The organism is Noviherbaspirillum sp., from assembly GCF_035654295.1.
Lineage (GTDB): Bacteria > Pseudomonadota > Gammaproteobacteria > Burkholderiales > Burkholderiaceae_D > Noviherbaspirillum.
The window spans coordinates 1-19,232 of sequence record NZ_DASRXF010000032.1; the positions used below are offsets into that span (position 1 = coordinate 1).

19 protein-coding genes are annotated in these 19,232 nt (G+C 63.9%); 6 read left to right on the top strand and 13 right to left on the bottom strand.

Annotated features, from left to right (window positions below; all coding sequences use genetic code 11):
• From VFF99_RS03770 to VFF99_RS03790, 5 genes are all read left to right on the top strand, one after another.
• Nucleotides 1-885: class I tRNA ligase family protein (locus VFF99_RS03770; protein ID WP_325015142.1), on the top strand; the 885-nt coding region annotated here is incomplete at its 5' end.
• A 51-nt stretch (nt 886-936) separates the two neighbouring features.
• On the top strand, nt 937-1,446 hold the full coding sequence (gene lspA / locus VFF99_RS03775; protein WP_325015144.1) for a signal peptidase II: 510 nt from the start codon (nt 937-939) through the stop codon (nt 1,444-1,446).
• A gap of 34 nt (nt 1,447-1,480) precedes the next feature.
• The gene (gene coaBC / locus VFF99_RS03780; protein ID WP_325015146.1) at nt 1,481-2,671 is read left to right on the top strand and encodes a bifunctional phosphopantothenoylcysteine decarboxylase/phosphopantothenate--cysteine ligase CoaBC; all 1,191 of its coding nucleotides are present in this window, start codon (nt 1,481-1,483) and stop codon (nt 2,669-2,671) included.
• 77 nt (nt 2,672-2,748) lie between these two features.
• Nucleotides 2,749-3,198, top strand: coding sequence for a dUTP diphosphatase (gene dut, locus VFF99_RS03785; protein ID WP_325015148.1), 450 nt, complete (start codon nt 2,749-2,751; stop codon nt 3,196-3,198).
• A gap of 1 nt (nt 3,199) precedes the next feature.
• A complete protein-coding gene (locus VFF99_RS03790; RefSeq protein ID WP_325015150.1) occupies nt 3,200-4,333 on the top strand; it encodes a M48 family metalloprotease in 1,134 nt (377 codons plus the stop codon).
• 15 nt (nt 4,334-4,348) lie between these two features.
• Here the strand turns inward: VFF99_RS03790 and VFF99_RS03795 are convergent, their stop codons facing one another.
• The 11 genes from VFF99_RS03795 to VFF99_RS03845 form a co-directional block, all read right to left on the bottom strand.
• Nucleotides 4,349-5,275, bottom strand: coding sequence for a CysB family HTH-type transcriptional regulator (locus VFF99_RS03795; RefSeq protein ID WP_325015152.1), 927 nt, complete (start codon nt 5,273-5,275; stop codon nt 4,349-4,351).
• A gap of 11 nt (nt 5,276-5,286) precedes the next feature.
• Nucleotides 5,287-6,354, bottom strand: coding sequence for a sulfate ABC transporter ATP-binding protein (locus VFF99_RS03800; protein WP_325015154.1), 1,068 nt, complete (start codon nt 6,352-6,354; stop codon nt 5,287-5,289).
• Nucleotides 6,355-6,356: 2 nt separating this feature from the next.
• Entirely contained in the window at nt 6,357-7,262 is a 906-nt protein-coding gene (cysW, locus tag VFF99_RS03805) for a sulfate ABC transporter permease subunit CysW (RefSeq protein ID WP_325015156.1), read from the bottom strand.
• 1 nt (nt 7,263) lies between these two features.
• The gene (gene cysT, locus VFF99_RS03810) at nt 7,264-8,130 is read right to left on the bottom strand and encodes a sulfate ABC transporter permease subunit CysT (RefSeq protein ID WP_325015158.1); all 867 of its coding nucleotides are present in this window, start codon (nt 8,128-8,130) and stop codon (nt 7,264-7,266) included.
• 139 nt (nt 8,131-8,269) lie between these two features.
• Nucleotides 8,270-9,121: an EAL domain-containing protein gene (locus tag VFF99_RS03815; RefSeq protein ID WP_325015161.1), complete on the bottom strand. Its 852-nt coding sequence runs from the start codon at nt 9,119-9,121 to the stop codon at nt 8,270-8,272.
• A gap of 8 nt (nt 9,122-9,129) precedes the next feature.
• Nucleotides 9,130-10,137, bottom strand: coding sequence for a sulfate ABC transporter substrate-binding protein (locus tag VFF99_RS03820; protein WP_325015163.1), 1,008 nt, complete (start codon nt 10,135-10,137; stop codon nt 9,130-9,132).
• Between the two features lie 118 nt (nt 10,138-10,255).
• Nucleotides 10,256-10,756, bottom strand: coding sequence for a GNAT family N-acetyltransferase (locus VFF99_RS03825; RefSeq protein ID WP_325015165.1), 501 nt, complete (start codon nt 10,754-10,756; stop codon nt 10,256-10,258).
• A 105-nt stretch (nt 10,757-10,861) separates the two neighbouring features.
• Nucleotides 10,862-11,284, bottom strand: coding sequence for a DoxX family protein (locus tag VFF99_RS03830; RefSeq protein WP_325015167.1), 423 nt, complete (start codon nt 11,282-11,284; stop codon nt 10,862-10,864).
• 129 nt (nt 11,285-11,413) lie between these two features.
• Nucleotides 11,414-11,812: a diacylglycerol kinase gene (locus VFF99_RS03835; RefSeq protein ID WP_325015169.1), complete on the bottom strand. Its 399-nt coding sequence runs from the start codon at nt 11,810-11,812 to the stop codon at nt 11,414-11,416.
• Complete coding sequence (locus tag VFF99_RS03840) at nt 11,809-13,215, bottom strand: LutB/LldF family L-lactate oxidation iron-sulfur protein (protein ID WP_325015171.1); 1,407 nt, start codon at nt 13,213-13,215, stop codon at nt 11,809-11,811. The genes VFF99_RS03835 and VFF99_RS03840 overlap by 4 nt, the downstream gene beginning before the upstream one ends.
• The gene (locus tag VFF99_RS03845) at nt 13,215-13,949 is read right to left on the bottom strand and encodes a (Fe-S)-binding protein (protein WP_325015173.1); all 735 of its coding nucleotides are present in this window, start codon (nt 13,947-13,949) and stop codon (nt 13,215-13,217) included. Before VFF99_RS03845 ends, VFF99_RS03840 begins: the two co-directional genes overlap by 1 nt.
• A gap of 169 nt (nt 13,950-14,118) precedes the next feature.
• Between VFF99_RS03845 and VFF99_RS03850 the strand changes: the two genes are divergently transcribed.
• A complete protein-coding gene (locus tag VFF99_RS03850; protein WP_325015174.1) occupies nt 14,119-14,910 on the top strand; it encodes an IclR family transcriptional regulator in 792 nt (263 codons plus the stop codon).
• Nucleotides 14,911-14,918: 8 nt separating this feature from the next.
• On the opposite strand, the gene VFF99_RS03855 is transcribed toward VFF99_RS03850, so the two are convergent.
• On the bottom strand, nt 14,919-15,737 hold the full coding sequence (locus VFF99_RS03855) for a CheR family methyltransferase (RefSeq protein WP_325015176.1): 819 nt from the start codon (nt 15,735-15,737) through the stop codon (nt 14,919-14,921).
• Between the two features lie 20 nt (nt 15,738-15,757).
• Nucleotides 15,758-19,232: response regulator (locus tag VFF99_RS03860; protein ID WP_325015178.1), on the bottom strand; the 3,475-nt coding region annotated here is incomplete at its 5' end.

Here is a 19,232-nt window from a genome sequence, read left to right on the forward strand (position 1 = left end):
CTGTCGATCTCCGACGAGATCCTCAAGCGCGTGGTGGAAGCCTACCGCCGTATCCGCAACACGCTGCGCTTCCTGCTGGCCAACACCTCCGACTTCGATCCGAAGAAGGATGCGCTGCCGGTCGGTGAACTGTTCGAGATCGACCGCTACGCGATCGCGCGCATGGCGCAGCTGCAGGGCGAGATCCTGCAGCACTTGGAGGTGTTCGAATTCCACCCGGTGGTGGCCAAGCTGCAGATGTACTGCTCGGAAGACCTCGGCGGCTTCTACCTCGACATCCTGAAGGACCGCCTCTACACCTGCGGCGCCACCTCCAAGGCGCGCCGCTCGGCGCAGACCGCGATCTGGCACATCACCCACGCCCTGCTGCGTGTGATGGCGCCGATGCTGTCCTTCACCGCGGAAGAGGCATGGGCCGTCTTTGCCGGCGATGCGGACTATGCGGAGAGCGGCGAGACCATCTTCACGCAGACCTACTACGCGCTGCCGGAGATCGACGGCGCAGCCGCGCTGCTGGACAAGTTCGCCACCCTGCGCGAGATCCGCGCGGAAGTGACCAAGCAGCTCGAAGAAGTGCGGGTTGCCGGCGGCATCGGTTCCTCGCTGCAGGCGGAAATCGAGATCAAGACCAGCGGCGAACGCTTCGCCCTGCTCGACAGCATCGGCGAAGACCTGAAGTTCGTCTTCATCACCTCGCAGACCAAGGTCACGAAGGTGGCAAGCGAGGCGGAAGAAGGCGTCGAGGTGACGCCGTCGGCGCACCAGAAGTGCGAGCGCTGCTGGCACTACCGCGCCGAGGTCGGCACGCATGCCGACCATCCGGGCCTGTGCGGCCGCTGCGTGAGCAACCTGTTCGGAACCGGCGAAGCACGGACCTTCGCTTAACCCTGTCGTCATTCCCGCCCGCGCGGGAATGACGTTTCACCATGGATCCCCATGCCAAAACAAAAGAGTTTCAAGAACCTGTCCGCCAATCCCAGCACCAGCATGACTCCGTGGCTGGGCATTGCCACCATCATCGTCCTGCTCGACCAGATCACCAAGGTCACCATCACGCGCCTGTTCAGCTACGGCGAATCGCTGGCAGTGACCTCCTACTTCAACCTGGTGCGCGCGCATAACAAGGGAGCGGCATTCAGCTTCCTGGCCGCGGAATCGGGCTGGCAGCGCTATCTCTTCACCGGCATCGCTGTTGCCGCCGTCGTGTTCATTCTCTACCTGCTCAAGCGCCATGCCGGGCAACGGCTTTTCTGCTGGGCGCTCGCGCTGATCCTCGGCGGCGCCATCGGCAACCTGATCGACCGCGTACTGTACGGCTACGTCGTCGACTTCCTGGATTTCTACATCGGCAGATGGCACTGGCCGGCCTTCAATGTCGCCGACATGGCGATCGTCGGCGGGGCCGGTCTCTTCATTCTCGATGAATTGCGGCGCGTCGGAAAATAAGCCCGGGCGCAACTGTTACACCAGAGGAGGCTTCATGGATCTCGCCGGAAAAAAGATCGTTCTCGGAATGACCGGAGGCATCGCCTGCTACAAGGTCGCGGAATTCACCCGCGGCCTGGCCAAGGCGGGCGCATCGGTGCAGGTGGTCATGACCCAGGCGGCCACGCAATTCATCACGCCGGTCACGATGCAGGCCCTGTCCGGCCGCGCCGTCTTCACCGACCAGTGGGACGCGCGCATCGCCAACAACATGGCGCACATCGACCTCACGCGCGATGCCGATGCCATCGTCATCGCCCCCTGCTCCACCGATTTCATGTTCAAGCTGGCCCACGGCGCCTGCGACGACCTGCTCTCCACGCTGTGCGTGGCGCGGCCGATGTCGGTGCCGCTGCTGATCGCGCCGGCGATGAACGTCGAGATGTGGCAGAACCCCGCAACCCAGCGCAACCTGGCGCAGATCAAGGCCGACGGCATCGCCGTCCTCGGGCCGGATGCGGGCGACCAGGCCTGCGGCGAAACCGGTATGGGCCGCATGCTCGAACCGGAACAGTTGCTGGAGGAAGTCATCGCCGCCTTCCAGCCCAAGCGCCTGTCCGGCAAGCGCGTGCTGGTCACCGCCGGCCCCACCTTCGAGCCGATCGATCCGGTGCGCGGCATCACCAACCTTTCCTCCGGCAAGATGGGCTATGCGATCGCGCGTGCCGCTCGCGAGGCGGGTGCCGAAGTCTGCCTGGTGTCCGGCCCGACCGCGCTCGATGCGCCCTACGGCGTCCACCGCATCAATGTGCAGACGGCGCAGCAGATGCATGACGTGGTCCTGTCGCATGTCGACGGCCAGGACATCTTCATTGCGGTCGCCGCCGTGGCCGACTGGCGCGTCGCCAACGCCAGCGAACAGAAGCTGAAGAAGAATGCCGCGGGCGACGTCCCGCAGCTCCAGTTCGAGCAGAATCCGGACATCCTCGCTTCGGTCGCAGGGCTGCCCAAGCGGCCGTATTGCGTCGGCTTCGCCGCCGAATCCGAAAACCTGCTGCAGTACGGCGAAGAGAAGCGCAGGAAGAAGGGCGTGCCGCTACTGGTCGGCAATATCGGCCATCAGACCTTCGGCAAGGACGAGAACGAGCTCGTGCTGTTCGACGACAAGGGCAGCCTGCGCCTGCCGCTCGCCGCCAAGCAGGATCTCGCGCGCCGGCTCATCGCCGAGATCGCCGCGCGAACGTGAATAGCTGATCACCTGACCTGTATCTTTTTGTAATGCCCGTCCCGCGTTGCGGACGGGCCACTTTATCCTTATCGCCAATGAAAACCATCGACGTCAAGATCCTCGACCCTCGCATGCGAGAGCAGCTCCCCGCTTACGCCACCGCCGGCAGCGCCGGGCTCGACCTGCGTGCCTGCATCGAGACACCGCTCACCATCAAGCCGGGCGAGACGCACCTGATCCCCACCGGGCTCGCGATCCATATCGCCGATCCAGGCTACGCCGCGATGATCCTGCCGCGCAGCGGCATGGGCCACAAGCACGGCATCGTGCTGGGGAACCTGGTCGGCCTGATCGACTCGGACTACCAGGGCCAGCTGATGGTATCGACCTGGAACCGCGGGCAGAGCGAGTTCACGCTCAATCCGATGGAACGGCTGGCGCAGCTTGTCATCGTGCCTGTGCTGCAGGTCGGCTTCAACGTGGTCGACGATTTCGAGAGCAGCGAACGCGGCGCCGGCGGTTTCGGCAGCACGGGAAAACACTGACATGGGAGAACAAGGGATGGCAGGCATCATGGGACACGCATTGCTTCGACAGGCAGCCGGGATCGCGCAAAGGCGCCTGCTGCTGCTTCCCGCCGCACTGCTGATGGCTGCCTGCGCGACGCCTGTCACGCCGCCCGCCGGCGACGCCGTACCGGGAGCGCCTGCGCGTCCCGCGGCCGCACCTGCACCGGCGGCGCCCGCCACGAGTGCCGAGCAGCAGGCACTGATGGCGATGGTCGCGCTGCAGGACCGCCTCTACCGCGTCGCCGCCCCCTTGCTGATCAACAATACCGAGCTGTGCAAGAAGAACGCGCGCAACCTGCTCGGCTTCACCGCCAAGAACCGGTACTCCTACTCGACCGATTTCGCGAACGCGGCACAGCGCTCGCTCGGCCTTGACGACCGCCTGCAGGTGATGGGCGTGCTGGCCGGCGGCGGCGCGGCCCGCGCCGGCGTCAAGCGCGGCGACATCCTGCTGGCGGTGGACGACAAGAGCCTGCCCCGCGGCGAAACAGCGGAGCGCGATGCAGCATCGATCCTGGCGCCAATGATGAGCGGACGCTCGAACATCGCGCTAACGGTGCAGCGCGACGGCGCCCGCATGGCCGTCACCGTGCCGCTCACTTATGCCTGCGCCTTCGGCATCGAACTGGGCAACACGGAAAATGTGGTCGCCTATGCCGACGGCCATCGCGTCCTCATCACGCGCGGCATGCTCAACGCCGCACGGACCGACGATGAACTTGCCTTTGTGCTGGCCAAGGAAATGGCACACAACGCGCTCTCCCACTCGACCCGGCTGCGCACCAGCGCCACGATAGGCGGGATCATCGACAACCTGACGCGCATCCGTCCCGACATGAGCACGATGGGCGGCATGGCCGGCCTGCGGCCCATACCCCAGGACCTCGACGCCATGGCGGACAAGCTCGCGCTCTACATGCTGGCGCGCGCCGGTTACAACATCGACCAGGCGGTTCCTTTCTGGCAGCGCATGGCGAGCGAGTACCCGGCGACGATGCTCAACAGCTACACGGCGCTGCATCCGTCCACCGCGTACCGTGTTGCCGCGATGGAAAAGACCATCAAGGACATCCGCGGCAAGCAGGCCCGCAAGCGGCCGCTGCTTCCCTGAACAGGGGCGCGCAGGTCAGCCTGCGGCGCTCAGCGCGGTCTCGATATCCGCGCGCTTCAGGCCGGGCGCGAAGCGCAGGATGAACTCGTAGGTATAGGCGCGCAGGTAGGCGCCGCGCCGCACCGCGAGGCGCGTGACGTTGGGCGCGAACAGGTGTGCCGCTTCGAGCGCCTTCAATCCCGGCGCAAGATTGTTCTCCACCGCCATCGAGGCCACGATACCTACGCCGAGACCGAGCGACACGTATTGCTGGATCACATCCGAATCCATTGCGGTAAGGACGATGTCGGTGCCGATACCAGCTCCGGCGAATGCCTCGTCGATATGACTGCGGCCGGTGAAGCCGACGTCATAGGTGATCAGCGGATGCGCCGCGAGGTCGGCCAGCGTGAGGGACCGCACCTGCGCCAGCGGATGTGCCTCGGGCACCACGATCATGTGGCTCCAGTGATAGCACGGGAACGAGACCAGGTCTTCGAACTGGCTCAGGCCCTCGGTCGCGATGCCGATATCGGCCTTGCCAGAGATGACCCATTCCGCGATGTGTTCCGGCGAGCTCTGCTGCAGGGCGATTCGCACGTCCGGGAAGGCACTGCGGAAGGCCTGCACCACCTTCGGCAGCACGTAGCGTGCCTGGGTGTGCGTGGTGGCGACCGTCAGCGTACCGCTGCGCTCGCCGGCGTATTCCCGGCTCGCCTGGCGCAGGTTTTCCGCTTCGAGCAGCAGGCGTTCGATGATCTGCAGGATGCCCTTGCCGGGATCGGTAAGCCCGGTCAGGCGCTTGCCGTTGCGTTCGAAGATCTCGACGCCGAGTTCCTCTTCCAGTTCGCGAATCTGCCGGCTGACGCCGGGCTGCGAGGTGAACAGGACGTTGGCGACTTCGGTCAGGTTGTATCCGCGCCGGGCCGCTTCGCGCACCGACCGCAATTGCTGGAAGTTCATGCCGCACTCCTTCAGACCGCTTCGTCGACGAAGACGCGCAGGCGCTTCGGACGGACGATCAGGGTTTCGCCTTCCTGCAGCGCGAGCTGGGCGTAACGCTCGGTTGAAATCACCGCTTCGATCAGCTGCGCATTGTCGGCGCGCTCGAGTTCGAGCTGCGCCAGCGGGCCGATCGCATGCGCGCGGCGCAGGCGGGCGATGATGCCTTCCGCGTCGGCGCTGTAGCGCTCCACCTCGATGTCGTGCGGACGCACGAAGCCGACACCCTGCGCGTCCTGCGCACCGGCGTGGTCGGGCGCATCGAGGGCGAAGCCGCCCGCATCCAGCACGCCTTCATGCACCCGTCCGTGAAACAGGTTGACGTTGCCGAGGAAGCCGTAGACGAAGGGCGATGCCGGATGGTTATACACCTGGTCCGGCGAGCCGATCTGCTCGACCCGGCCCTTGTTCATCAGGACCACCTGGTCGGCCACTTCCAGCGCCTCTTCCTGGTCGTGCGTGACGAAGATGCTGGTGACGTGCAGTTCGTCATGCAGGCGGCGCAGCCAGCGGCGCAGTTCCTTGCGCACCTTGGCGTCGAGCGCGCCGAAAGGTTCGTCGAGGAGCAGCACGCGCGGCTCCACAGCGAGGGCGCGCGCCAGAGCGATGCGCTGGCGCTGGCCGCCGGAAAGCTGGGGCGGATAGCGGTCGGCCAGCCAGTCCAACTGCACCAGTTCCAGCAGCGACATCACCTTCTTGCGGATCTCGGATTCCGAGGGCCGCTGGCTGCGCGGCTTCACGCGCAGGCCGAAGGCGATGTTCTCGAACACGCTCATGTGCTTGAACAGCGCATAGTGCTGGAACACGAAGCCGACCTGGCGCTCGCGCACGTGATGGCCGGAGGCATCCTCGCCGTCGAGGAAGACCTGTCCCGCGTCCGGCTGCTCCAGGCCGGCGATGATGCGCAGCAGCGTCGTCTTGCCGCAGCCCGAGGGACCGAGCAAGGCGGTGAGTTCGCCCGGCGGGAAGTTGAGCGACACGTTGTCGAGCGCAACGAAATTGCCGAAACGCTTGTTGATGTTCCTGACCTCGATACCCATGATTACTGTCCCTCGTGAAGCGGTTGCAGGTTGCTGTCGGCGGCGCGCCATTCGACGAAGCTCTTGAGCGCGAGCGTGACCAGTGCGAGCAATGCGAGCAGCGATGCCACCGCGAACGCAGCCGCGAAGTTGTATTCGTTGTAAAGGATTTCCACTTGCAGCGGCATGGTGTTCGTCTCGCCACGAATGTGGCCGGACACCACCGAGACCGCCCCGAACTCGCCCATCGCGCGGGCATTGCACAGGATCACGCCATACAGCAGGCCCCATTTGATGTTGGGCAGCGTCACGTGCCAGAAGGTGCGCCAGCCGGAGGCGCCGAGCACCAGCGCGGCCTCTTCTTCTTCCGTGCCTTGCGCCTGCATCAGCGGGATCAGTTCGCGTGCCACGAAGGGGAAAGTCACGAAGATGGTCGCCAGCACGATGCCGGGCACGGCGAACAGGATCTTGATGTCGTGCTCGCGCAGCCAGTCGCCGAACCAGCCCTGCGCGCCGAACAGCAGCACGTAGATCAGACCCGAGATCACCGGCGAGACCGAGAACGGCAGGTCGATCAGCGTGAGCAGGATGTTCTTGCCGCGGAAATCGAACTTGGCGATGGTCCATGCGGCGGCCACGCCGAAGACGAGGTTCAGGGGCACCGCGATCGCGGCGGTGATCAGGGTCAGCTTGATGGCCGAGATCGCGTCCGGCTCGACGATGGCCGCGAGGTAGGCATCCCAGCCCTTGCGCAGTGCCTCGGAAAACACCGCTACTAGCGGAATGAAGAGGAACAGCGTGAGGAAGGCCAGCGCGATGCCGATCAGCAGTGCGCGCACCCACACGGGTTCGACGGTGGCCGCCGGCGCATTGGCGGGCTCGGCGCGCGCGGCGGAAGAAATGGGTAGGGTGGCAGCAGCTCCGGCCATGTCAGACTTTCTCCGCCCGGCCGCGCTTGCGGGTCCAGGCTTGCAACAGGTTGATGGTCAGCAGCAGCGCGAAGGACACCAGCAGCATCACCACGGCAATCGCGGTGGCGCCGGTATAGTCGTACTGCTCCAGCTTGGTGATGATGAACAGCGGCGTGATTTCCGACACCATCGGCATGTTCCCGGCGATGAAGATGACCGAGCCGTACTCGCCGGTGGCGCGCGCAAAGGCCAGCGCGAAGCCGGTCAGCAGTGCCGGCAGGATGGTCGGGAAGATCACCTTGATGAACGTCTGCAGGCGGTTGGCGCCGAGGCTGGCGGCCGCCTCTTCCAGTTCGCGCTCGGCCTCTTCCAGCACCGGCTGCACGGTGCGCACCACGAAGGGCAGGCCAATGAAGGTCAGCGCCACCAGCACGCCCAGCGGCGTAAAGGCGACCTTGATGCCGAGCGGTTCGAGATAACGGCCGATCCAGCCGTTGGTGGAATACAACGCGGTGAGCGCGATGCCGGCCACCGCGGTCGGCAAGGCGAACGGCAGGTCGACCAGGGCATCGATGATCTTCTTGCCCGGGAAGCGGTAGCGCACCAGCACCCAGGCCACGATGCCGCCGAAAATCACATTGATCACGGCCCCGAGCAGCGAGGCGCCGAAGGTCAGCTTGTACGACGCCACCACGCGCTCGTTCGACACCGCGGCCCAGAACGCATCCCAGGTCAGGGTGAAGGTTTTCAGGAACACCGCAGAGAGCGGAATCAGGACGATCAGCGCCAGATAGGTCAGCGTAAAGCCGAGCGCCAGCCGGAATCCGGGGATGACCCGGACGGCGCTGCCTCGGGCTCCTTGCGGGGTGATTGAAACTGCCTCCATATGTCCTCTTATTACAAATTCAGCTAATGAAGGCCGATAATTGCACTCCATCGTTATAAAAAGAACGATTTTTTTCGCATTTTCATAGAACGATTTCGGATAATGGGCCGGCCACTGTAATTACTTTGTTCGAACGGTATTAACAATGTTGGAACGACAACGGTGCTACCAGCCGGCGACCTGCCGGGATCGATGGGGCCGGGAGGTCCCAATGGAACCCCTGCACATGGATGACGGCGCCGCTGAGTTCCGCGATCCGGCCGAGGCTGTCGAGCGTATCGACGCTCTCGACCCGCTTGAAGATCACCTGGATGTTCCGCGCCGCGCAGATGTCGAGCAGGCGCAGGGCCGGGCCGTCGTGTACGGCCTGGCGCGTGTCCACCTTCACCGCTTCCGGCCGAACGAGGTCGATGAGCTTGAGCGCTTCGAGCGCATCCACCGCATTCATCGCGATGCGAAAGCCGTTGCGGCGATAGTTGTCGGCGACATAGTTCGCCAGCCAGCCCTGATGCTCCACGATCACCGGCAGCTGCAGCACCACGCGCTCCTGCGGCAGGTCCAGCACCTTCAGGATGCGGCTGAACGCGGTGCCGTGGTTGCCGTCCACCGCGGCGAGCAGACGGGCGTGGACGCTGAGATAGAGGTCGCTGTCCCCGGCTTCGGGCTGGCGGAAGAAGTTGATCGCATGCAGCATGCGGCACAAGCGGTCGAGCTCGACCGACTCGTCGTCATTGGCGGCATGGTCCAGCAGCTTCCACAGGCACAAGCCCTGGTCTGACTCTGAGTCGCTGCGCGCAAATCCTTCGTAGCCGATCACCTTGTCGCTGTTGAGCGTGCGGATGGGCTGAAACGCACTGGTCAGCGTGGAGTGGAAATAACGTCCCGTCGCCCGCCCTTCGGCGTCCAGCCAGACGCGTGTGCCGGCCTGCTCGGTGCTGTAGAGACGGGCGAGGTAGTGCTCCAGCCCAGGATAGGGAATTGCTGCTGGCATGGCGATGCTTACTTGCGGCCCGGCTGGTAGATCTGGTCGAAGGAGCCGCCGTCCGAGAAGTGCGCCTTCTGCGCCGTCGTCCAGCCGCCGAATACTTCGTCGATCGTGAACAGCTTCAGCTTCGGGAACTGCGCCGCATACTTCTTTGCCACCTTTTCGGAGATCGGACGGTAGTAGTTCTGGGCGGCGATTTCCTGGCCTTCGTCGGTGTACAGGTACTGCAGGTAGGCTTCGGCCACCTTGCGCGTCCCCTTTTTGTCGACCACCTTGTCGACTACCGCGACCGGCGGTTCGGCGAGGATGCTCACCGCGGGCGCCACGACTTCAAACTTGTCCGGGCCGAGTTCCTTGATCGCCAGGATGGCTTCGTTTTCCCAGGCGATCAGCACGTCGCCGATGCCGCGTTCGACAAAGGTGGTGGTGGAACCGCGCGCGCCGGAATCGAGGACCGGCACGTTCTTGAAGATCCTGGTCACGAAATCCTTCGCGGCCGCCTCGGAGCCGCCTGGCTGCTTGAGCGCGTAGCCCCATGCGGCAAGATAGTTCCAGCGCGCGCCGCCTGACGTCTTCGGGTTCGGCGTGATTACAGAGACCCCGGGCTTGGCGAGGTCAGCCCAGTCCTTGATGCCCTTGGGGTTGCCCTTGCGGACCAGGAACACGATGGTCGAGGTATAGGGCGAGCTGTTGTGCGGGAGGCGCTTCTGCCAATCCTTGGCGAGCAGGCCCTTGCCGGCGATTTCATCGATATCGTAGGCCAGCGCCAGGGTCACGATGTCGGCATCGAGACCGTCGATCACCGAGCGCGCCTGCTTGCCGGAACCGCCGTGCGACTGCTTGACCGTCACGTTGTCGCCGTTCCTGGCTTTCCACTGCGCGGAAAAGGCCTTATTGAAGTCCTGGTACAACTCGCGTGTCGGGTCGTAGGACACGTTCAGCAGCGAAAAGTCCGCAGCGTAGGCTGCAGGCGCAACGAGGGCAAGCGCCAGCGCGGACTGGATCAGTTTCTTGAGCAACATCTGTCATCTCCCTGTGGATCTGGTTTCCGGAGACAACAGGTTAAAGAAGCACTTATAGGAAAAGAACGAATACTTTTGCGCTTCTTTATGCGATATGCATATATGGCGAAGGAACCAATTACGATCGGCGCCCGCAACCGCAGCCGCTTCCCGGCAGCTTCTTCGCCAGTGCCACGGCATCCGTGCCGAATGCCGTCCTGGCCGGACCGCAATAGTCGAAGCCGTTGCGTTCGTAGAAGCCGCGCGCGGTCAGCGTGCTTGCGACCTGGAGGGCGCGCAGCCCCCACTCCCGAGCCTGCGTCTCGAGCGCGCCGAGCAGCGCCTTTGCCGTGCCGGTGCTGCGCACTTCGGGCGCTATATAAAAGAGGACAATCCTTCCCTGGCGGGTCATGATCGCCACGCCGGTCACATCGGAACCGTCGCAGGCGACGAGGGAGTGGTGGGACGCGCAAGCAAACCAGGAAGCGACATTCTCCGGCGTCTTGTTTCCCAGCCACGCGGCGAGAATGGCAGAGTCATTGCGGTGGTCTTCCGCACAACATTCGGAAATCGAGCGGCACAACAAGTTGCAGGCCTGCGCGGCATCCGCCTGCCCGGCGGCTCTGATGACTGCATTCATTCCGGCACCAAACAAACCTTCCTGTTACACATGAGAGGCCGGTGCTTCTGGTCGCTCCCGGCGCGGAAAGTATAGCAGTGAACGCAGGAAAGCCTCGGACGCCCCTCAGTTCAGCCGGCCGTTGGCGCCGCCCAGGCTGTAACGCCCCGCTCCCAGAAAGATCAGCGCGATGGCCGAGAACAGGAACATGCCCTGCAGCTCCAGCGCCCACCCGCCTTGCTTGCCGAGCGTGAACAGTTCGGCCATGTGGACCAGGCCGATCGCAACCACCATGTTGCCGGCCACGATCAGGGCCGCCAGCCGGGTCCACGCGCCGATCAGGAGCAGGATGGGCGCGATGACCTCGCCGACGAAGACGAGATAGGCCAGCGCGCCCGGCAAGCCATTCTTCTCCAGCATGCCGGCGATGTTGCCGACGCCGCCGGTGATCTTCGCAACGCCGTGCAGCAGGATCAGGAGGGCGAGCGCCACGCGCAGGATGAGCTTGCCCACATCTTCCGAAGTCGTGCTCGATACGCCGTTTCTCATGTTCGCTCCTTGGCTTGCATGCCGTGATGTCGGCCGGTATATTCGGCCGCCGCCGGACAGTATCGCCGAACGTGGAATTTCGGCATTGCGCCTGCTTAACGTTGCCGCTTAAAGAAGAGCGGGCGACCTTCAGCGCAACAGCAGTGGCCCCGCGATGAGCAGCCATGTCAGCCCGGCAAGGGTGAGCGCCAGGCACACGGCGGCGCTGCCGAAATCCTTGGCGTTCTTCGACAAGGGATGGCGCTCGAAGGAGATGCGGTCGACCACCGCTTCGATGGCCGAATTGATCAGCTCGACAATCAGCACAAGAAAGAGCACGGCGATCAGCGCGACTTTTTCCAGCACGGAAACCGGCAGTATCAGCGCAAGCACCACGCCGGGAACGACGAGCACCAGTTCCTGCCGGAACGCATGCTCGCTCTTCCACGCCGTGCGAAAACCCTGTATGGAATACAAAAAGGCGGCGTAAATCCGCTTTACGCCGCCCTTGCTCTTGAACTCGCTTACCTGTTGCTGGTGCTGTGTCATCGTCGCTGTTTGTATAGCTCGCGGAATGTCTTGCCGCTCGGCGCGGGCATTTCGCGGTGGTCCGTCCATCCGCCGGCAAACGGCAATGTCGAGATCGTCTTGCCCTTCCCTGCCATCATGCGCAGGAAGCGTACACCGATTTTGGTGGCGAGTCGATAAAGCGCCGGCCGTTTGGCGACGAAGGCCCACAGGCGCAGCGCCAATCGTTCGGTCTTGGGTCGCAGGTTCTTTTCCACCTGTTTCTCGCGCAGCTTGCGCAACAGGTCAGGCAGCGGGATCTTGACCGGGCAGACGACATGGCATTCGCCGCACAGCGTCGAGGACTGCGGCAGATCGACCGCGTTTTCGATGCCGGCATACGACGGCGTCAGCACGCTGCCCATCGGCCCCGGATACACCCAGCCGTAGCTGTGGCCGCCAATCTTCTGGTACACCGGGCAATGGTTCATGCAAGCGCCGCAACGGATGCAACGCAGCATCTCCTGGAACTCCGTGCCGACGAGTCCGGTACGGCCGGCGTCGACCAGCACAAAGTACATGTGTTCCGGGCCTTCCACGTCCGCGTCCCGCTTCGGGCCGGTCAGCAGCGACACATAATTCGAGATCGACTGCCCGGTGGCCGAACGCGGCAACAGGCGCAGCACAGTCGCGAAATCCTCCAGCGTCGGCAGCACCTTTTCGATGCCGGTCACCACGACATGCACCTTGGGCGGCAGGATCGTGCACATGCCCTCGTTGCCTTCATTGGTGACGATCGCCACGGAACCGGTTTCGGCAATCACGAAATTGCCGCCGGTGACGCCCATGTCCGCCGACAGGAATTGCGGCCGCAGCATCTCGCGCGCCTCGCGCGTCATTTGCGGGATGTCGGTCAGGCGCGGACGCTGGTGCACGCGTGCGAACAGGTCCGAAATCTCTTCCTTGTCCTTGTGCACTACCGGCGCGATGATGTGCGACGGTGCCTCGTTGCCGTTGATCTGCAGGATGTACTCGCCGAGGTCGGTCTCGACCGCCTGCACGCCGGCGGCTTCCAGCGCCTTGTTGAGCGCCATTTCCTCGGACACCATCGACTTGGACTTGGTGACCTTTTTCACGCCGTGCTTGTGCGCGATCTCGACCACGAGGCGCGATGCATCCGCGGCGCTCTCCGCATACAGCACGGTCGCGCCTTGCGCAGTCGCCTTCTTCTCGAAGGTATCGAGCCAGACATCGAGGTTTTCGATGGCGCGCATGCGGCGTTCCTTGGCCGCATTGCGTGTGCCTTCGAAATCATCCAGCTCCAGGATCGCCGAGGCGCGGCCGCTCACCCACTTGGTGGACAGCTTCTTGAGGTTGGCCTGCAGGCGCTGGTCGGCCAGCTTTTCGCCCACGCGGGCCTTGAAATGCATCGACTGGATCTGCATCACGCATCTCCCGCCAGGACTTGCGCGACGTGCAGCACGCGCGTGCTGTTGTCGCCCGTGCGCCGCAGGCGGCCTTCGATGTTGAGCATGCAGCCGAGGTCGCCCAGCACCACGGCCTCGGCGCCGGAGTCCTGGATGTTCTTGCACTTGTCATCGACGATGGCGGCGGAAATGTCGCCGTACTTGAGCGAGAAGGTGCCGCCGAAGCCGCAGCACTGGCGATGGTCCTTCATTTCCGTCACGGCCACGCCTGCCTTCTCCAGCAAGGCGCGCGGTTGCTTCTGCACGCCGAGTTCGCGCAGGCCGCAGCAGGAATCGTGATAAGTGACCGGGCCCTTGATACTGTTCTTGCCCGCGCCCGGCAGCTTGTCGAGCTTCACCACGTTGTAAAGGAAGTCGGTCAGTTCGAACACGCGCGGCGCGAGGCGCTGCATGCGCGCCAGCCATGCGGGGTCGTCGGAAAACAGGTCGGTGTAATGCGTCTTGACGTGGCCGCCGCAGGAGCCGGACGGAATGACGACGTAGTCGAAGCCCTCGAATTCCTCGACGAATTTTTCGGCCAGGACCCGCGCCGCCTTGCGGTCGCCGGAGCTGTAGGCCGGCTGCCCGCAGCAGGTCTGGCTCTCCGGCACCACGATCTCGCAGCCGGCGGCTTCGAGCAGTTTGATGACGGAAAAGCCGATTTCCGGCCGCATCATATCAATCAGGCAAGTATGGAAAAATCCGACGCGCATTACAGTCCTCGATTTTGCAAGGGCTCCATTATGTGCGCCTATGCGATGCGAGAAGCTGTCTGATACGGATGAAATAATTTAGAGAGTTTCTCCAAATATTTTTCGCACGACTTTTTCATATTTTCACAATGTGATATAAAGAGGCTTATTGCAACGCACCAACCACGATATGAAACCTGAACAGACCAACGAGAACAGCCAGATTTCGATCCAGGTGATCGAGCGGATGATCTCGCTCCTGGACGCGCTCGCCCAGTATCCCGATCCGGTGAGCCTGAAAGAGTTGTCGACCGTGACGGGCTTGCATCCGTCCACCGCCCACCGCATCCTGAACGACCTGGTCGTCAAGCGCTTCGTGGACCGCGCCGAAGCAGGCTCCTACCGCCTCGGCATGCGCCTGCTGGAGCTGGGCAATATCGTCAAGAGCCGCCTGAACGTGCGCGAAGCCGCGCTGGACTTCATGCGCGCCCTGCATCGCAAGACGCACCAGACGATCAACCTGTCGGTGCGCCAGGGCGACGAGATCGTCTACATCGACCGCTCCTTCTCGGAGCGCTCCGGCATGCAGGTGGTGCGGGCCATCGGCGGCCGCGCGCCGCTGCACCTGACCTCCACCGGCAAGCTGTTCCTGTCGGCCGACGATCCGAAGCTGGTGCGCGCCTACGCCACCCGCACCGGCCTGGCCGGCCACAACAAGAACTCGATCACCGACCTGGCAAAGCTGGAAAGGGAATTGAGCCTGGTGCGCGCGCGCGGCTATGCGCGCGACAATGAAGAACTGGAGCTCGGCGTGCGCTGCATGGCCGCCGGCATCTACGACGACTCGGGCAAGCTGGTGGCCGGATTGTCGATCTCGGCCCCGGCCGACCGCCTGCAGGAAGAATGGGTGGAAGACCTGGTCAGCACCGCCAACCAGATCTCCGCCGTGCTCGGTTACGTGCCGCAAGGCGCGGCCGCCTGAGCTTCGGACTAAGCCACCCTCCGGTATATCCCCTGCCCTTCGGCGATCGCCTTGTAGCGCGACACGAAGGGCGCCGCATTCAATGCATCATCACTGCCCACGCTCAGGATGCCGAACAAGGGCATGCTGTCGTAGAACAGCTGCAGCGTGCGACGGTGCAGCGCCGCGCCGAAATCCGACAGCGCGTTGCGGCACACGATCAACTGAAACTCATTGAACGACGCGTCGGTCGCCAGGCTGTACTGGGCCCAGGTCACATTGGCGCGCAAGGCCGGGCTGAACACGCCTTTGCCATGCGCCTCACCGCAGTAACTGGCGAAATCGGCGCGGCCGCCGCACTTGCGGTAGTTCTCGGCATACTCCGGCCAGCGCTCGAGCGGGAATTCGCCTGCCTTCGCATCCTCCAGCAGGGATTCGTTGGCCGCTGTCGCGAAGATCTGCGTCTTGTCGTGCAAGCCCTCTTCCGCGAGCAGGATGGAGAGCGCGCACACCTCTTCCGGCGCCACGCATTCCGCCACCCATATCCGCGGCGAGGGACAGGAGCGCAGCCAAGGCACCATCACGTCGCGCAGCGCCTGGAAGTACGCAGGATCGTCGAACAGGGCGGCGGGCTGGATGCTCAGCGCGCGCAGCAGCACCTCGCTCGCGGCATCATCGTGCATCACCCTGTCCTGCAGCGACGACACGGTCTTCAGCCCCGCCCCGCGCATGAGCGCATGCAGGCGCTGCCGGACGCTCTCGCGCCGGTAGCCGCGGAAATCCTGCCCGAAGCGGCGGTAGACGCCTTCGAGCAGGAGGTCGATCTCCAGGTCTTCGACGGTTTGCATATGCTCTGCCTCCACGCCTCCTACTGGTGCAGCCACACCCGCATCAGCGACAGCAGCTGTGCGACATCCACCGGCTTGGTAATGTAATCCGACGCACCGGCGGCCAGGCACTTGTCGCGGTCGCCCTTCATCGCCTTTGCCGTCAGCGTGATGATCGGCAGCTGCTTGAACTTCGGAATCGCGCGGATGGCGCGCATGGTGTCGTAGCCATCCATCTCCGGCATCATGATGTCCATCAGCACGATCTCGATGCTCGGGTCCTTTTCGAGGACGTCGATGCCATCCTTGCCGTTCTCGGCGAACAGCACCTTCATCTGCTGGCGTTCCAGCACCGAGCTCAGCGCGAAGATGTTGCGCAGGTCGTCGTCGACGATGAGCACCTTGCGCCCGGCCAGCCCGCCATCCTCGACGCGGATATCCTCCAGCATGCGCCGCTGCACTTCCGGCAGGCTGGTGGGCGAGCGGTGCAGGAACAGGGCCGTCTCGTCGAGCAGGCGTTCAGGGGAGCGCGCGTCCTTGATGACGATGGTCTTGGCAATACGCTTGAGCCGGGTGACATCCTTGCGGCTCAGATCCTTCGCCGTGTACACCACCACCGGGAGGTCGCGCAGCGTGATGTCGTCGCCGATCTTGTCGAGCAGGTCGAATCCGCTGATATCCGGCAGGCTGAGGTCGAGCACCATGCAGTCGAAATGCGAGGACTGCAGGGCATCGAGCGCCTCCTTGCCGGTACCCGCCGCCACGATCTGCACGTCGCCGGCGCCGAGCAGGTTAATGATGGAATCGCGCTGCATCGGGTCGTCTTCCACGATCAGCAGGCTGCGCTTGCCGCGCACCAGGAATTGCTGGATGCGGCTGAATTCCTCCTGCAGCCGTTCGCGGCTGACCGGCTTGTGCAGGTAGGAGATCGCACCCTGGCGCAAGGCGCGCTCGCGTTCCTTCAGGTTGGTCATGACATGCACCGGGATGTGCCGTGTGCCGGGATCGCGCTTGAGGCGGTCGAGGACGGTGAACCCGTCGATGTCGGGCAGATCGATGTCCAGCAGGATGGCCGCCGGCAGGTAGTCGCGGGCCAGGGTCAGCGCAGAGTCGCCGCTCTGGGTGACGATGCCCTTGAAGTTCTTTTCGCGCGCATGGTCGAGCAGCACGCCGGCGAAGCGGTTGTCGTCTTCAATGATCAGCACCGAAGGATCGCCGGGTGCGATGAGCGCACGATCATCCGAGATACCCTCGTAGTGGATTTCCGGCGCCTCCGCATCCCTGGCATGGTGCAGCTCCGTCGCTTCGGCAGGCTGCTCCAGCGTATGAACCACGGCCGATTTCACCACCGTCCCCTGTCCGGCCGGCTGCTGCAGGTCGTAGTTCACGAAGCCGGAACGGTTGTACGGCAGGTACAGCGTGAAGGTACTGCCCGCGCCCAGTTCGCTCTCGACGCGGATTTCGCCGCCGAGCAGGCGCGCGAGTTCGCGGCTGATCGACAGGCCAAGGCCGGTGCCGCCGTACTTGCGCGCCGTACTGCCGTCGGCCTGCTGGAAAGCTTCGAAGATCAGCTGCAGCTTGTCGGCCGGGATGCCGACGCCGGTATCGGTGACGGAGAAGGCCACTACCGCATCGGCATGGTTGAGGTTCGGATGATCGGGTGTCCAGCCTGACTTGGCCAGACCGATCTTCAGCGACACGTCGCCGCGGCTGGTGAACTTGAAGGCGTTGGACAAGAGGTTCTTCAGGATCTGCTGCAGGCGCGTGATATCGGTCATCACCGCCATCGGCAGGCTTTCGGCCAGCTCCACCGAGAAATCGAGATGCTTGGCTTCGGCCATGTGGCGGAAGGTACGCTCGACGTAGCCGGACAGCGTGCGGAACCGGTACTCGCTGACTTCCAGCGTCACCGTGCCCGATTCGATCTTCGACAGGTCGAGGATATCGTTGATCAGGGTCAGCAGGTCGCTGCCGGCGCCGTAGATGGTTTTCGCATATTCGACCTGGCGTTCGGACAGGTTGCCGTCCGGGTTGTCGGACAGTTGCTGCGCCAGGATCAGCAGACTGTTGAGCGGCGTGCGCAGCTCGTGCGACATGTTGGCCAGGAACTCGGACTTGTACTTCGAGGACAGGGCGAGCTGTGTCGCCTTTTCCTCCAGCGCAAATTTCGCCTGTTCCACTTCACGGTTCTTGCGTTCCACCTCGATGTTCTGCTCCGACAGCAGGCGCGCCTTTTCCGCCAGTTCGAGGTTGGTCTGCTGCAGCTCCTGCGCCAGCGACTGCGACTGGGTCAGCAGCGATTCGGTGCGGCTGTTGGCCTCGATGGTGTTGAGCACCACGCCGATCGATTCCATCAGCTGGTCGAGGAAGGACAGGTGGGTCTCGGTGAAACGGTCCAGCGATGCAATTTCGATCACCGCCTTGACCTGCTGTTCGAACAGGATGGGCAGCACCACGATGTTGGTGGGCGGGGCGGCGCCGAGTCCGGAGGTGATCTGGATGTAGTCGCGCGGCACGTTGGTAAGCCAGATGCGCTGCTTCTCCAGCGCGCACTGGCCAACCAGGCCTTCGCCGGGCAGGAAGGAGGTCGGCAACTTGCGGCTGGAACGGTAGCCGTAAGTCGACACCATGCGCAAGCGTGCATCGTTTTCCTGCGCATCCATCATGTAGAACACGCCATGGTGCGCGCTGACCAGCGGCGCCAGTTCCGACAGGATGAGGGTGGTCACGGCGGACAGGTCGCGCTGGCCCTGCAGCAGACGGGTGAAGCGCGCGAGGTTGGTCTTCAGCCAATCCTGCTGCGCGTTCTTCTGCGTCGTCTCCTTCAGGTTGCGGATCATCTCGTTGATGTTGTCCTTGAGGTCCGCCACCTCGCCGCGCGCTTCCACCTGGATCGAACGCGAGAGGTCGCCGCGCGTCACCGCCGTCGCCACTTCCGCAATCGCCCGCACCTGGGTGGTCAGCGTCGCCGCCATCCGGTTCAGGTTTTCGGTCAAGTCCTTCCAGGTACCGGCCGCACCCGGCACCGATGCCTGGCCGCCCAGCTTGCCTTCCACGCCCACTTCGCGTGCCACCGTCGTGGCCTGGTCCGCGAACACCGCGAGCGTGTCGGTCATCTCGTTGATGGTGTTGGCCAGCGCCGCGATTTCGCCGCGCGCCGCCACCGTGAGCTTCTTCTTCAGATCCCCGTTCGCCACCGCGGTCACCACGCCGGCGATACCGCGCACCTGGGCGGTGAGGTTGGCCGCCATGAAGTTCACGTTGTCGGTCAGGTCTTTCCAGGTGCCGGCCGCGCCTTCCACCTGCGCCTGGCCGCCCAGCTTGCCTTCGGTACCCACTTCACGCGCCACACGCGTCACTTCCGAAGCGAACGAGGAAAGCTGGTCCACCATCACGTTGATGGTGTTCTTCAGTTCAAGAATCTCGCCCTTCACGTCCACGGTGATCTTCTTCGACAGGTCGCCGCGCGCCACCGCCGTCGTCACTTCCGCGATGTTGCGCACCTGACCGGTGAGG

Coding starts and splice junctions, on each gene's coding strand:
- VFF99_RS03815 (WP_325015161.1), bottom strand. CDS start 9,121: ATGCCAGCAGCAATTCCCTATCCTGGGCTGGAGCACTACCTCGCCCGT.
- lspA (WP_325015144.1), top strand. CDS start 937: ATGCCAAAACAAAAGAGTTTCAAGAACCTGTCCGCCAATCCCAGCACC.
- VFF99_RS03855 (WP_325015176.1), bottom strand. CDS start 15,737: ATGCAAACCGTCGAAGACCTGGAGATCGACCTCCTGCTCGAAGGCGTC.
- cysW (WP_325015156.1), bottom strand. CDS start 7,262: ATGGCCGGAGCTGCTGCCACCCTACCCATTTCTTCCGCCGCGCGCGCC.
- VFF99_RS03850 (WP_325015174.1), top strand. CDS start 14,119: ATGAAACCTGAACAGACCAACGAGAACAGCCAGATTTCGATCCAGGTG.
- VFF99_RS03800 (WP_325015154.1), bottom strand. CDS start 6,354: ATGGGTATCGAGGTCAGGAACATCAACAAGCGTTTCGGCAATTTCGTT.
- VFF99_RS03840 (WP_325015171.1), bottom strand. CDS start 13,215: ATGCAGATCCAGTCGATGCATTTCAAGGCCCGCGTGGGCGAAAAGCTG.
- VFF99_RS03835 (WP_325015169.1), bottom strand. CDS start 11,812: ATGACACAGCACCAGCAACAGGTAAGCGAGTTCAAGAGCAAGGGCGGC.
- VFF99_RS03825 (WP_325015165.1), bottom strand. CDS start 10,756: ATGAATGCAGTCATCAGAGCCGCCGGGCAGGCGGATGCCGCGCAGGCC.
- VFF99_RS03845 (WP_325015173.1), bottom strand. CDS start 13,949: ATGCGCGTCGGATTTTTCCATACTTGCCTGATTGATATGATGCGGCCG.
- dut (WP_325015148.1), top strand. CDS start 2,749: ATGAAAACCATCGACGTCAAGATCCTCGACCCTCGCATGCGAGAGCAG.
- cysT (WP_325015158.1), bottom strand. CDS start 8,130: ATGGAGGCAGTTTCAATCACCCCGCAAGGAGCCCGAGGCAGCGCCGTC.
- coaBC (WP_325015146.1), top strand. CDS start 1,481: ATGGATCTCGCCGGAAAAAAGATCGTTCTCGGAATGACCGGAGGCATC.
- VFF99_RS03795 (WP_325015152.1), bottom strand. CDS start 5,275: ATGAACTTCCAGCAATTGCGGTCGGTGCGCGAAGCGGCCCGGCGCGGA.
- VFF99_RS03790 (WP_325015150.1), top strand. CDS start 3,200: ATGGGAGAACAAGGGATGGCAGGCATCATGGGACACGCATTGCTTCGA.
- VFF99_RS03830 (WP_325015167.1), bottom strand. CDS start 11,284: ATGAGAAACGGCGTATCGAGCACGACTTCGGAAGATGTGGGCAAGCTC.
- VFF99_RS03820 (WP_325015163.1), bottom strand. CDS start 10,137: ATGTTGCTCAAGAAACTGATCCAGTCCGCGCTGGCGCTTGCCCTCGTT.